Here is a 12,844-nt window from a genome sequence, read left to right on the forward strand (position 1 = left end):
TACAGAATTGCAACCAGTTTGGGCCTAAATTCGTATATTTGTAAAGCTTACAAGGCGTAAGTTTTATTACATTATTAAATTTTTATAAAATATTTTGACATACATACCTATACCTACCCCATGTTATTTAGATACTTGCGAATTTCTTGGAGTTATTAACGGAAAAAAAAGATGGCGTTCTGACTCAGGAAGGCTTTACGAATGGGATTCGCTGCATGGCGAAATAGAAGTATACAATAGAAGAGGTAAACACATTGCAGTGTACGATCCGGAAGGAAACTATAAAAAGGATGCAGTTAACGGAAGAAAAATCGATGTCTAACTTTGTGCGAGACTGCTTAAACGGCGACGCTTTACTTGATGAAATCGATGACTATATCGATCAATGGCATGATGGTGATGGTAATGAGCCTATATACAATTTTCTTGGGTTAACTGAGAAGGAGTATTCAATGTGGGTACAGAAACCTGATATTTTGCCATTTCTCGTTACAGCTCACAAGGAGAATTCTAAAGTGGAAGATATTTTATCTCGCACCGTCTTATCTATGGCTGCTCGCTCTGACTATTTTGATAGAGCACGACAGTTAGAGCAGTGGTTAAAACAAAAAGGTTTATGGGATTAAAAATTCCTCCCGAGATAAAATTTGCTCAGAAAATAGTAAGGAGGCACCAATTGGTGCCTCCTTTTAGCGTTAAGGAAATCATAGAAAAATATGCTACTGTTATATTTGATGATATACCTGGAGTTGATGGTGTTTCTTTAAATATAAAAGTGCCAGACAAAACACCGACAGTAGTTGTCAACAGCACCGCTCCTAAGGTAAGACAACGTTTTACAATGGCTCATGAGCTAGGGCATATCATTATCCCTTGGCACATAGGTACACTGATAGCAGATGTGGCTGATGGAATTGAGTTGTCACAGTCTGAGCACGAAGCTGCATATGCATACTGGGAATTGGAAAAAGAGGCAAATAGATTTGCTGCCGAACTGCTTATGCCACAGGAGTGGCTGTCTGAACAGGTGCCACGATATGAAAACATAGCGGAATTACACGAATTCGTTGTTAAACAATGCAATGTTTCTGCTTGGACTTCTGCTATTAAACTTGCACTATCACTTCCTCCTCATATTGTTTTCTGTGCAGAGAGCAATAATGAAATACAGTATAGCGGTAGATCAGAAGGGACTTTTGCAAACCCTTTACTTAAAGGGTCTTTCTTTTCCAAAGATTTATTTCCAGATAGTTACTATCCGTATAGCACTGACCATTACACTTGGCGCTCTGGTGGTAATAATATTCATTGGTGGAGATTGCCAAGTACGATAGATTCAACTACAACAGATATTCGCAATTGGAAAAAAATCCAGGAGGATATAATTGTAGATATTTCTTATTCAGGAAATATTACAGAGTTGAAGCATTCTCTTAATGGCATTATAGGTTCAGCGAATAGTATGTACATGAGGCTAGGGGATGATTATAATGCAGAAGGTTTAGTTGCGGCTTGTATGCAACGCTTTCATAATAGGGATGAAGTGACAAAGTTTGTTGAACACCCGGATTTTAAGATATTCTTACAGAAGCGAGCAGTTGATATAATTAACAAAGCTCTTTCTAAATAAAACAACTACAAGCAGAACGACCCGTCTGCACCCATGCAAGCGGTTCGTTCTATTTGCACGTTACGTGCTTGAGTTTAAAGCACCACTTTAAAAAGTTCTTGCTTTTTAGTGTACGACCTCCCACCTTTGACCCGCTAAGTAAACACAGTGGAAGACTGCCACTCTAAACCCAGTCGGGGTTAGGCGTGGCGTTTTTATTTTCTGGGAAACTTCAGTCATCACGGCAAAGGCTGGAAAGAGGGCGGTACCCGTGAGGGCCGCATGTCAAACACACTGTGTTTACTTAGCACCTCTTTCTCGCCGATGTCGTGTTTTCTTTTTCGTGGACATGCTAAGTCACGACAAGACCCCCTTCCCTAACGAAGCTATCTTCGTTACAGACCCAGCCACCAAGAACGAGCTGGACCTCCAACCCCTATTGAAACTGCTCCACGAGCGGTATAAGGGAGACAAGGATTACTTAGTTGAGGCCCTCGAAGAGCTTTCTGAGTACATTATTCATGAGGAAACTATCTGTGATTCGGCCCGAAAACTGCGGCGCATCTTGGGTATTGTTAGCAGCCTGACTACGGCCATCGACTGCATCACTGTTCGGAAAGCGCCTCGCTCATGAATCAGGCCACGCTCGTACTCGCCCTGGCCCACGAAACGGCCAGTCTCATTGCCCGCCTGGCCCTGCACAGCCCCATTCCGGCCCCCGCCCTCGAAGAACTGCGTGAGCTGCTCCAGCACTACCCGCCCCGCCGCATTGCGCGGTGCTTGGTAGAGGCTCGTTCCCTGATGCTGGTGGAGGAAGTCGGCCCCCGCACCCGCCAGCAGGAAGCCACCTACCAACTACTGCTGCTGGACCTGCTCGATCTGGCTGATCTCACTGCTCATGCCCAAGCTGCTTAACCGATGGCTACTACCAATGAACCCGCCGAAGAGGCCCCCAACTTGCCGCTCGTGCAGCCGGCCGGCCTCACCGATCAGCAGATGTGGTTCCTGTGTGAGCGGTACGGCATCGCCTTCACCCCGCCCACGGCCCGCGACCTGCAATTCGCTGGCATTATCAAAGCCCTCGAAGACTTGGTAGACGCTCTGGGCCACAAGCCTAAGTCAACCACGTAACTTACCGCCATCTTATACCATAAATGTGTGCGTGGTACAAGGGCGTTAATGTAACCGTGCAAAAACGCCCTCCCAGCCATATGGCTGGGAGGGCGTTTGAATTTAAGGTAAGGATAAGGATTGACTGGGCGTCGGCTTTTTTTGAGTGTTTACAGCCATTTCTTATACATTCATAGCCATGAAAGCAGTATTACGTATTTTATGCCTGTGTCTTGTAGTCACTTCATGTGCCCTATATGCACAAGTAAGGCCAACCGGTAGCGCTAAGCAAGTCGCTACAGATTCAGCCGCACAACTGCCGCAATCAGCAAAGGCCAGTCCCCTTAGTGAAAAGGACTACTACAAGTTGATGTACGAGGAATCAGTCAAAAATACTGAACGTGCAAATCAACTGACGCAATGGACACTGGAAGCGGTTGCCACTTTATTTGCGTCGATAGTACTGGCTCAGATATTCTTTAATTATAGACTAGGCGAACGGGAATTAAAGGAATTAAGGGCAGATATAGAAGCCCAAGTTATAAAGCAAGGCGCTAACAATTTATCTAGTTTAGAGACTAGATATCAAGCACTCGAATTACAATTAAGAAGTGCTGTAAGTAGGGAGCTAAATTTATATAACACAAATATTCAAGAAGCTTTAAACAAACAGTTGTCGCATAACAAAGCTACTTTAGATGAGCATTTTGATATTATTAGTCAATATAATATCGCGATAAAACGGGTCGAAAATGGAGAATATTTTAATGCTCTTCAAACCATGTTATACGTTGCTGCTGCACGTATTACACCAGAATCAGTAGATATAGACGTTACCTTGCAGCTTATAAATATTATGGAAAAAATTGGGGAGGTACAAAAAAGCGATGCGGATAGATTGCAAGCAATAGAAGATATTTTAAATATGCCTGAACATAAGACCAAGAAAAGCTTTCTGTATCCTATGTTTCATTCCGCACTAGACGTGCTGCCAGTATATCAGACAAAAACAAATAGTAAGGAATATATTAAAAATCCACCTTCCTCGTAAAATCTGCCTTTCTATGTGATCACAAGCAATTGTCTGTGAAGACTTAACCTACTAGTCTTGTCCTTGCCCAAAATTTAAAAAGCTCTTTCGGCCACATGGTCGGAAGGGCTTTTTTGTGTCCTTTTTGCTTGGTAGGAGGGGGTGGAGCTTTGAGTTCTTTAACTCATCATTCACTTCATCTTTATGAGAATCTATTTAATAGCTGCATCATTAACGCTCGGTATGCTGGCGTGCGCCGACGTGCTGGCCCAAGCTCCCAACCTTCAAGTGGAGGTAGTGGCACCTGGTCACGACAAATACGCCTATCTACTTGATCTGAGCACGTCGCTCGATACGGCCAACCTCACTGCTCCAGCGTGCATCCCCTGGCTGAAGCCCCAAGAGCGAGTTGCTTACTACGAAGCACGGCCGCCGCGGTACGACTATCGGAATGCCCGTAGGATTGGCCGACGCTACGAGGCCGCCAAGCGCTATTACCGGCGCAAAAACCGGGGTGATAATAGAACATTAGCCAAATACGCTAGGCAGAGAGCTCGCGAGGAGAAACGGGTTTCTAGCCAGCTATGCAAGAGCCATTCACCAACAGTCGGCAAGTAGCCACCACAGAAAAGGCCCGCTCCGAATTTGGGACGGGCCTTTTTTATGCGGCATCCAACGAGTCTAGTCGATCTATTTCGGCCTGCTTCATGGCCTCGTCGACGTGCACGTACTTCATGGTCATGCTGAGCTTCTTGTGGCCCATCAGCTTCTGGAGTACTTCTACCTTACCTCCTCGTCGGATGAAGTTGGTAGCGAAGGTCTCGCGGCCGATGTGGTGATGCACCTTAGTCTTGATGCCGAGCCAGTGCGCAATCTTCTGGAGGGCGCGGTTAGTGTACTGGTCGGTGTAGAGGTAGAAGCCGTCAGTGCCGTTTTCGGTACGGCTGTCCTGTAAGTAGCCCAGAGCCTTCTTCGTGATGGGCAGCAGCGTTTCCTTCTCGTCGTAGCGGAAGGTTTTCTGCACTTTCAGCTCAACTAGCTGGCCGTTCACCTTGGCTTCACCCATCCGCTTCAAATCGCCCAGGCGTAGGCCGCAGTTACAGCTGAAGAGAAACTTCTGGAGCATTCGCCGATGGGTGGAGCCTACCTCCGTGCTCACGTAGTACGTCTCCAGCGCGGTCAGTTCTGCCTCGCCCAGCGCTTTCCACTTGCTCTGCACCGTGCTGTTGACAAAGTACTCATAAGGGTCTTCAAACGTGATTTTATCGCGCCGCGCCAGTTCCAGGTACGCCTTCACGTTGCGGTGACGACCGGAGCAGGTATTCGTGCAACTCTTGTGCACCTTCTTTAGCCAGGAGTCGAAGTCGCCTGCAAACTTGTGCGTGAAGGTGTTAAAGGGTAGCGTGGCGACACTATTGCGCTTGTTGAAGGGGAGAGTGGCCGCAAACTCCTGCACCTTGCGCAGGGTGGAGGTATGGCCCTTATACGTGTTCAGCGAAATTTGCCCCCGTTTGTAGCGCTCGGCAATGCGGGCCTCCATGTAGCGTAGGAAGTCGGAACTGCTCACGCCGCTCTGGTACTGGCGCAGGAACTCGTCGGCCGTGAGCACCAGGTCAGGTAGCAGCCGATACCGCACGAAAATATCGTTGGCCCGGCCGCGTGCTTGCCCGATGAGCAGGTTGTTGTCGGCCGCGTGCTGCTCGAGCGGCCCGCCCATAAGCGCTTCGGTACGGGCCAGCACTTCCTTGTAGCCGGGCCGCTGAAATTTTTTTGGCAGTTTATCCAAACACCGCCCCGATTCTTCATCAAACAGGGCTTCCGGCCACGCCATGTCCAGTGGGATGTTCACCACTTTCCGATTGATGATGACCTGCAGCCGCACGGTATTGAGGCCGCTCTTCTGCGCAGGTTTTCGAAGGCTGATGGTAGCAGAAAAACTCACGTGGTAAACAGGTGGTAAACAGTGAACGCGAAAAAGCCCCCTTCAACCCTCGTTTCCAGGCTGGAAACGGGGTTGCAGGGGGCTAATTGCTAGCCTAGAGGCTAAAAAGTACCAGAGACGGGAATCGAACTAGGCTGTGTGGACAGTAAGATAAAAGAACGTCATGCTGAGCTTGTCGAAGCATCTCTACCGAACAATTTCGACCGAACGAAGCGGTAGAGATGCTTCGACAAGCTCAGCATGACGGCCTAGAAAGCATTAGATCACCTTTTCGGTTACTGTCCACACACCCTAAGCTGGCCTTATCGTAGCGATAAGTTTTACGATTGTTCCTACTACTCGATGAGCGCCTGCAGATGTTTGCGGTAACGTTTGACGCTGGACAAGCTGATACCCGTCAAGTTCACCGTTTCCGCCACGGACAGTCCTTTGTTCAAGGCCTTCCGCACCCTGGCTAGGTTCTCGGCATCCAGTCCCTTGGGACGACCAATATGTTTACCCTGCGCTGCCGCCAACTGCTGCCCGGCTCTCGTCTTCTCGAGAATACTCTCGCGGTCATACTCGGCGAGCGAAGCGAAAATGGAGAGCATAAATTTACCGGCTGGCGTCGTGGTATCAATACCTAGGTCCAGCGCTTTAAAGTGTATGCCACGTTGGTGAAATGAGTTCACCAAATGAATCACATGGTCGCGGCTGCGACCCAAGCGAAAGAAGCGCGCCACCAGCACCGTGTCCCCTTCCCGCAGCAAGCCGAGCATCTCGTCCAGCGCCGGGCGCTGCAAACTCATCCCCGTGATCTTATCTTGAAAGATCTGATCGCACCCGGCCTTGGTCAGGATGTCAATCTGCGTATCCAGATTCTGGTCGACGGTGGAAACACGGGCATAGCCGAAGGTTTTGTTCATAATGGGTCAGAAAGCTAGGGCCATAAAGATAAACCCCTATTTCTTTCTGGACCTACTTCTTAGCCCCGGTTTTTAGCTGCTTTTTTGTGAAGATAGTAGGGTAAGGAGGATAGGCCTAGAAGTTATGACTTAATGAATGGCCTCTAAAGGACCATCATCAGGATGAAAGCCATCTGATCAATTTTAGGTCTATCTAAATATTCTATAAAACTTGCCTTATTTGCTGCGATGAAACCAACTTATCTCTTTCTATTAGCTTGTTTACCATTAGCCGCCTTCACTTATGCGGAGTGGGCTACCTTTTCAGTAGATGAACAGCTCACAGTTCAATTGCCTACTCAGCCGACGGTAACCGATATGAGTAAGGCCAGCACGGCTATTCCTCAAACGGTAAAGATGTTTAGTGCGCAAGATGGTGCTGGCACCTATATGATCCTGCGGCTCGCCGCGACAGCCCCCCAATCGACCATGCAGAGTGAGAGTAGTCGAACGGCTTTCTATGACGGACTGATTAATGGGCTGGTGAGAGGGCAAAAGGGGGTGGTCTTATCCCGCACTTCATTTGCAACGGCTGGTGGGGAGGGGGTAGACGTCAAGTACCGCGGGTTAGATAAAGGCACGGGCAAGATGGGCATCAAGTATAGCCGCAACCTAGTGTTAGGAGCAGTGGCTTACTCCCTAAGTTTCTATTCACAGGATCGACAGGATACGACGGGCATTTCAGGCAGTGAGTCGCGCAAAAAGTTCTTTGAGTCCCTGACCGTGAAACCAGCTTCTATACCGCAGAAGTAATAGTGTAGTCCTCTTGATAGACGGTGAGCACTTGGTATAACAAGCCGCTGTGAGATCTATCTTCTGCATAGAAATTATAGTAGAGCTGCCAGCTAAATCGAATAAATTAGAGGCTTTATTTTATGTGGCTTTGCCAAGCCGCCACTTCTATCCTCTCGTCTTTGACCTCACCACAGCTGGTGTTGGCCACGTTACTTAGTTATGCGGTTGACCGGGTTTCTTCAGGATCTATTTATGACCGGTGCGGTTAGCCTGGCCGGTGAGCCGGCCCCTTTCGAGGCAGAAGACCTGCACGCAGCCGTTAATTTACTGCGAGTCTATCACGCGGAAGATGCGTTGGACATGCCGCATACCGCCCCTGCATTCGATGCGCCAGCGGCCCAATGGGCCGCTACCTATTTGTACTGTACGGCCTTGCTGGCGCTGGTACGCACCCTGGATGAGCAAGTCATCGCCCACTACTTACCAGACTTTCCTGGTAACGTGACCGCGGAAGTTGTCTACTCCGTCGATCTACCTTTTCGCTACCTACCGGATCTACTGCACCTGGCCAAAGGCCTTGCCCCGGGAGACGTACTTGTCACGCGCCTGCAGGCGACGGCCCGGCAGTGGCCATTTTCCTTTGTAGGCCACGAACTAGCAGAACCAGGCGCTGAAACCCCGATACTTGCGCATCCCGCCTTACGGCAAGCGTACGTGGATCGCATTATTGCCGCACAAGACCGGCCGCGGGCCCAGCAGCCACACCTGCTTCCCTTGGTGCAAACAGCGTTAGGTGGCCACGTAACGATCCTATGGCCCGATTTTGAGTTGTTTATTCTTCCTTCTAGTTAATGCAACAGCCCCTACCCAAAGAAAATCTACTCGTCAATCAACTCAACCAGGTAGCCCGCTACCTCAAGAACTCCTTCGTCGGCAAAGACGATATCATTGACCTGCTGTGCATTTGCCTGGTCGGGCGCGAAAATCTGTTTTTGCTGGGCCCTCCGGGCACGGCGAAAAGTGCCCTCGTACGGGCCCTGGCCCAACGCGTACAAGGCAACACGTTCGAATACCTGCTCACCCGGTTCACGGAGCCCAACGAACTGTTCGGGCCGTTCGATATTCGGCGTTTGCGGGAAGGCGAACTGGTTACCAACACCGAGGGGATGTTGCCCGAAGCCCATTTGGTTTTTCTCGATGAGCTCCTCAACGCCAACAGCGCCATTCTCAACAGTCTGCTGACGGTCCTTAACGAGAGGGTCTTTCGGCGAGGTCGGGAGACCCGCGCGCTGCCTGCTCTACTAATGGTAGGCGCCAGCAACCACTTACCCGAAGAGGAAGCCCTGCAAGCGCTATTTGACCGCTTTTTGGTGCGGGTTCACTGCGACTACGTCGCCCCGGAGGCCCTAGCCGACGTGCTGGAGTCTGGCTGGGCACGGGAGGGGCAACCGGCCAAAGAAGCTCCTACCATCGCAGCCGAAGATGTGCGGCAGTTGCAGGCCGCTATTCCCTTGGTGGATCTGCGGCCCGTGCGCCCACTTTACACGGATCTGATCAGCCAGTTGCGCTTGGCGGGGGTGGCGATATCTGACCGGCGGGCGGTGAAGCTGCAGCGGCTACTCGCGGCCAGTGCCTTGCTGTGCCAGCGGACGACCGTTATTGCCTCCGATATGTGGGTGCTGCGCTACATCTGGGACACAGAGGAGCAGCGTGAAACAGTCGCCAGTATCGTGGATACCGTGGTGCACGCCGATGAATTGCCGGATCAGCATCCGCGGGCGGCTGGCCGGGCGGCGCCCGACGCAGACACGTTGCTGCGCGAGATAGATCTGCTCACGACCCAATGGGACCAACCCGATACTACCCCTGCCGAGCGAACGACCATCAAAGATCAGCTTCGCCACCTGCACGGCCGCACGCAATGGCTGTCCAATGAGGTACAGCGCACCTACGTGCAGGAGCCGCTCGACGCGCTCTGGCAGAAAGTGCTACAGGCATGAGCGAACTGATTTTCGTGCTGGCTTCCCAAGACCGGGAGTCACTCGGCAACGTGCGTACCCTGCCCGACGTGCGGGTTGCCGAAGTTAGTGGGCAACTGTGGCTCCGGGGGGTGCCAGCCACGGGGGAGCTGCCCCAAGAGATCCGGTCGCTACCAGCCAAAGAAGTCTACTCCCTGGATGCACAGGACCGGTTATTTCCCCGAGGCCAACGCACGCCCACGGGCCGCCTACCCGTGCTGGCCTGGCAACCTATCCACTTATTTGTGCCCCTCGAGTTACCTACAGCGGCGCTGCCGGCGCAAGGAGTGGCCAGCTACCGCGTACGGTTAGTAGGCTCCTCGGTGGCGGCTCCTGGCGCCGCCCTGCGTACGAGTTTGTCGCAGTGGCAGGCCTACGCGGAAACAGCGCCCGAAAGCCGGCTACGCGGCTTGCGCTTTGCCGTGTCGGCGGAGCAGGGCGTCGTGCTGCTAGGCGCCCCGCTGCCCCCGATTCAGGGCCAGGAATACTGGCAAGAGCAGGGCGTATTATTGCCCGCCGGCTTTGCGTTCGAGGCCCCCTTGTTGGTGCCGCTCGTGGCGCAGCAGCTTAACCCGGCATCAGATGCGCTGCTGGTGTTCGCGGCCGATGGTAGTTGGGAATGTATCCCGCTGGCGCAGGTGGTACCCGCTACGCGTAGCGCGGTGCGCCTGACAGCTCAAGGTTTTGGCCATGCGTGAGTCCACTACCAACGCACCGTCCATCGCCTCGGCTCTCGCTTATTTCCAGCACCCGCAGCGGCATTGCTGGCGCTGGGTGGAGGAGGCGCGCCTGGTGGAATGGCAAAACGGCAATACCATCTGTTACCGGGAAGAGTTGGCCCGGGTTTTACGCGGCTTGCTCACGCAGGGCTTGCCGCCAATCACCCCGGTGTTGCTGCTACTCGCCGCTTGTGCCGATACGTGGCCCGCTGCAAGCGGTGGCGTGGAACTGGTGCGACGCTTGGCATACCGGACGCCTCAGGCCGCCAACGATCCACCAGCGGGGCAGTTGGAAACTCGGATAGACCGGGCGTTGGCATTTCTAGCGGTGGTGCGGGCACTGCCAGCTACCCTACGTACGGAGCAGCCTAAGGTGCATCTGTTCCGGGAGGTGTTCAGTGCCCAAGCGCCCCAAGTGACGCCCGACTTGTCTCGCGCGGTACTCGATGACTGGAACAGTGGTCTGCTGGACCAACGCCTCTCCTTCAGCGGCGAGATGGTCTCGCGCCGCGCTGTGTTCCACGAATTAGCCTGCTTGGCCCAGGCGCTGGAACGCTTCCCCACGACCGAGAGCCTGGCGCTGCAGCTCCGCACGGGCCTGCCCCAACTGCCGGAGCCGCTACCCGCTGTGGAACCAGCCGGGCCCGATTCGATAGGTACTCCGGCCGACTTGCTCGACCAACTGGCGCAAGACGCGCGAACGGCGGGTCTTGCGTACCTTACCCAGCACGTGGCCGCGACCTTGCCCGCGCCGCTGCCTACGCCAGGCGCCAGCGACCAACCGCTGGGTGGCATTGCCGGGGTCACTACCCGTGGCAACTTTGACCGGTTGCTGCTAAGTGAGCTGGCCCACGATGACGTATCGCTGCTGGCCCGCCTAGTCAATAACGAAGCCTTATACCTACACCGGGAAGAGGCTCCGCGCCCTCCAGCGCAGCCCCAGCTTATCTTGCTGGACACCACGCTCCGGCTGTGGGGCGTGCCGCGCATATTTGCGCTGGCGGCAGCCCTGGCCTGGACCCGCAATGCCTATGCGCGGCGACCCAGTGCTCCGGTAACAGCCTTTGCCCTCGGCGGCCACGAGAGCACGCCGCTTGATCTAACTTCCTTCGAGGGGGTAGTAACAGCCTTAAGCCAACTTGACCCGGCCTTGCACTGTGGCCCGGCCCTGCAGCAGTTCTGGCGCACCCAAGCGCCCGCAGCGGCCACCCATTGCCTGCTGATTACAGAAGCTGAAGGCCTGCAGCAAACGGACTTCAGCCACCTGCTGCGGGAAGCTCAGCCCAGACTGCGTTTTCTGTTGACCGTGGACCGGCAGGGTACGCTGGCGTTCTACGACGTTATCAACGGCCACCGGGTGCTCCGTAGCACTTCCAACTACAACCTGGAGGAACTGCTTTTCGCCCCGCCACTCCGGCAGTCTCGCCGGTTGCTCCAGCCGACAGTATCTGCCGACGGCCCAGCCTTTATTCAATGCAACCCGGCCCCGCTCTTCCTCCCCACTACCGGGTTGCGGGTTTCCCCCAAAAACACTTTCTATTCTCCTCCCCTCGGGATGCTGGGTGTTACGGACACGCAGCGGGTTCTGTACTGGCCTAGTAAGGATACCGGAGCGCGAGAAGTACTTCCGCTGATCGAGGCTGGTACGTACCACTTTGGCACCGATGATGGGCATCTGATTTACCTACTGGTCAGTGCTGGCAAACGGCTGTTGGTGTATGTAGTCGATACCGTTACGCTGGCAGTGGAGCAAGTCGATTTATCCGCCGAATTGGACGAGCATGAACTACCAGCCGGCACGGTAGAGCAAGCCCCCAAGATTGTTTTCCTAGATTACTGCTACCACGTACGACGCGCCAGCAGCACCCTCGTGTTCAACTGTTTGCAGCTGGCTATCGTGGAGCGGCGGGCCGCCGCGTTCCCCGCCATGCCGACGAGGGGAGTTGGCACGGCGAGTAGCCAACTGAAGCGCCACATCAACAATGGGTATGCGGTGCTGCTACGCGTCAATTCCTTAGGCATCAATAATCGAAACGAATTAGTACTGGAAGGACACGAAATCCGGTTGATTAACCGGGAGACGCAGGAACTGCAGTTACTCAGCCGGGACCCCGCCGAAAGTCATATGGGGCGATTGAAGGCTATTGCTTCCGCCCCTGTGCCGCTCTCAGCCAACGAGAAAGTAACCTTGCGCCGTTTTACGTGGTCCGACGGCAGTACCGCCGTCGTGGACTCGCGGGGCCTGTTGCACCTGCGCAGTGCCGATATTACGCTGCCCGAAATTACTCTGACACTGATTATTGGACAGCCGTTGGCCGCTTGGACAGCTGACGGGTCGGTCTGCGGCTCCTCCTACTTTACGGGCACGAATCTTACCCACCGGCTCTGGGTACCTGATTTTTATCAGCGGTTTCTTCTTCGCTTTATTGCTCACTTAGGCTAACCATGCACCTCACGCTCCGCTACCACGAATCAGTCCAGCGCCCAGCCGTCGCCGCATTTCTGCGGGGGATGGACCCAGCCGTCTGGTTTCGGGAAATCGGCCGCTGGGGGCTAGCGGCTAGCCAGATGCGCTGCTACCTGGTGCCGGAGTCCCTTCAATCGGTACGCCCTGCTGGCCTGTTCGTGGTTGTGCCAGCGGGAAAGCTGCCCACTGACGTACTCGAACCTTACGGCGTAGTGGCCGAGCGGCTTTACGTGCCCGTGCAGGCCACGCTCTGGCCCGCCGCTACGCCCG

At 53.5% G+C, this 12,844-nt stretch carries 16 protein-coding genes; 14 read left to right on the forward strand and 2 right to left on the reverse strand.

The window, feature by feature from the left end; translation table 11 throughout:
- Positions 1–94 precede the first annotated feature (94 nt).
- From G536_RS33015 to G536_RS0100910, 8 genes are all read left to right on the forward strand, one after another.
- On the forward strand, positions 95–322 hold the full coding sequence (locus tag G536_RS33015) for a colicin E3/pyocin S6 family cytotoxin (RefSeq protein WP_071837646.1): 228 nt from the start codon (positions 95–97) through the stop codon (positions 320–322).
- The gene (locus tag G536_RS0100880; protein ID WP_022821695.1) at positions 291–626 is read left to right on the forward strand and encodes a hypothetical protein; all 336 of its coding nucleotides are present in this window, start codon (positions 291–293) and stop codon (positions 624–626) included. The genes G536_RS33015 and G536_RS0100880 overlap by 32 nt, the downstream gene beginning before the upstream one ends.
- Positions 617–1,630 (forward strand): ImmA/IrrE family metallo-endopeptidase, encoded by a 1,014-nt coding sequence (locus tag G536_RS30115; RefSeq protein ID WP_084708436.1) that lies wholly within the window; start codon positions 617–619, stop codon positions 1,628–1,630. The genes G536_RS0100880 and G536_RS30115 overlap by 10 nt, the downstream gene beginning before the upstream one ends.
- Positions 1,631–1,958: 328 nt before the next feature.
- Positions 1,959–2,243: a hypothetical protein gene (locus G536_RS0100890; RefSeq protein ID WP_022821697.1), complete on the forward strand. Its 285-nt coding sequence runs from the start codon at positions 1,959–1,961 to the stop codon at positions 2,241–2,243.
- Entirely contained in the window at positions 2,240–2,524 is a 285-nt protein-coding gene (locus G536_RS0100895; protein ID WP_022821698.1) for a hypothetical protein, read from the forward strand. Before G536_RS0100890 ends, G536_RS0100895 begins: the two co-directional genes overlap by 4 nt.
- A gap of 3 nt (positions 2,525–2,527) precedes the next feature.
- Positions 2,528–2,740 carry a hypothetical protein gene (locus G536_RS0100900; RefSeq protein WP_022821699.1) on the forward strand — a complete coding sequence of 71 codons (213 nt, stop codon included), beginning with the start codon at positions 2,528–2,530 and terminating at the stop codon, positions 2,738–2,740.
- A 178-nt stretch (positions 2,741–2,918) separates the two neighbouring features.
- Positions 2,919–3,770: a hypothetical protein gene (locus G536_RS0100905; protein WP_157530274.1), complete on the forward strand. Its 852-nt coding sequence runs from the start codon at positions 2,919–2,921 to the stop codon at positions 3,768–3,770.
- A gap of 183 nt (positions 3,771–3,953) precedes the next feature.
- On the forward strand, positions 3,954–4,367 hold the full coding sequence (locus tag G536_RS0100910; RefSeq protein WP_022821701.1) for a hypothetical protein: 414 nt from the start codon (positions 3,954–3,956) through the stop codon (positions 4,365–4,367).
- Positions 4,368–4,410: 43 nt separating this feature from the next.
- Here the strand turns inward: G536_RS0100910 and G536_RS0100915 are convergent, their stop codons facing one another.
- Complete coding sequence (locus G536_RS0100915; RefSeq protein ID WP_022821702.1) at positions 4,411–5,691, reverse strand: tyrosine-type recombinase/integrase; 1,281 nt, start codon at positions 5,689–5,691, stop codon at positions 4,411–4,413.
- Positions 5,692–6,026: 335 nt separating this feature from the next.
- Positions 6,027–6,596, reverse strand: coding sequence for a recombinase family protein (locus G536_RS0100920; RefSeq protein WP_022821703.1), 570 nt, complete (start codon positions 6,594–6,596; stop codon positions 6,027–6,029).
- 228 nt (positions 6,597–6,824) lie between these two features.
- Between G536_RS0100920 and G536_RS0100925 the strand changes: the two genes are divergently transcribed.
- The 6 genes from G536_RS0100925 to G536_RS25635 all read left to right on the forward strand — a co-directional run.
- The gene (locus tag G536_RS0100925; RefSeq protein WP_022821704.1) at positions 6,825–7,388 is read left to right on the forward strand and encodes a hypothetical protein; all 564 of its coding nucleotides are present in this window, start codon (positions 6,825–6,827) and stop codon (positions 7,386–7,388) included.
- A 201-nt stretch (positions 7,389–7,589) separates the two neighbouring features.
- Positions 7,590–8,222 (forward strand): hypothetical protein, encoded by a 633-nt coding sequence (locus G536_RS0100930; RefSeq protein WP_022821705.1) that lies wholly within the window; start codon positions 7,590–7,592, stop codon positions 8,220–8,222.
- A complete protein-coding gene (locus tag G536_RS0100935) occupies positions 8,222–9,370 on the forward strand; it encodes an AAA family ATPase (RefSeq protein ID WP_022821706.1) in 1,149 nt (382 codons plus the stop codon). The genes G536_RS0100930 and G536_RS0100935 overlap by 1 nt, the downstream gene beginning before the upstream one ends.
- Positions 9,367–10,086, forward strand: a complete 720-nt coding sequence (locus G536_RS30120; RefSeq protein ID WP_022821707.1) for a hypothetical protein — start codon at positions 9,367–9,369, stop codon at positions 10,084–10,086. Before G536_RS0100935 ends, G536_RS30120 begins: the two co-directional genes overlap by 4 nt.
- Positions 10,079–12,550: a hypothetical protein gene (locus G536_RS0100945; protein ID WP_022821708.1), complete on the forward strand. Its 2,472-nt coding sequence runs from the start codon at positions 10,079–10,081 to the stop codon at positions 12,548–12,550. Before G536_RS30120 ends, G536_RS0100945 begins: the two co-directional genes overlap by 8 nt.
- A 2-nt stretch (positions 12,551–12,552) precedes the next feature.
- Positions 12,553–12,844, forward strand: a 292-nt coding sequence (locus G536_RS25635) for a hypothetical protein (RefSeq protein WP_033369457.1), incomplete at its 3' end; no start/stop codon positions are given.

Source organism: Hymenobacter norwichensis DSM 15439 (assembly GCF_000420705.1).
GTDB lineage: Bacteria > Bacteroidota > Bacteroidia > Cytophagales > Hymenobacteraceae > Hymenobacter > Hymenobacter norwichensis.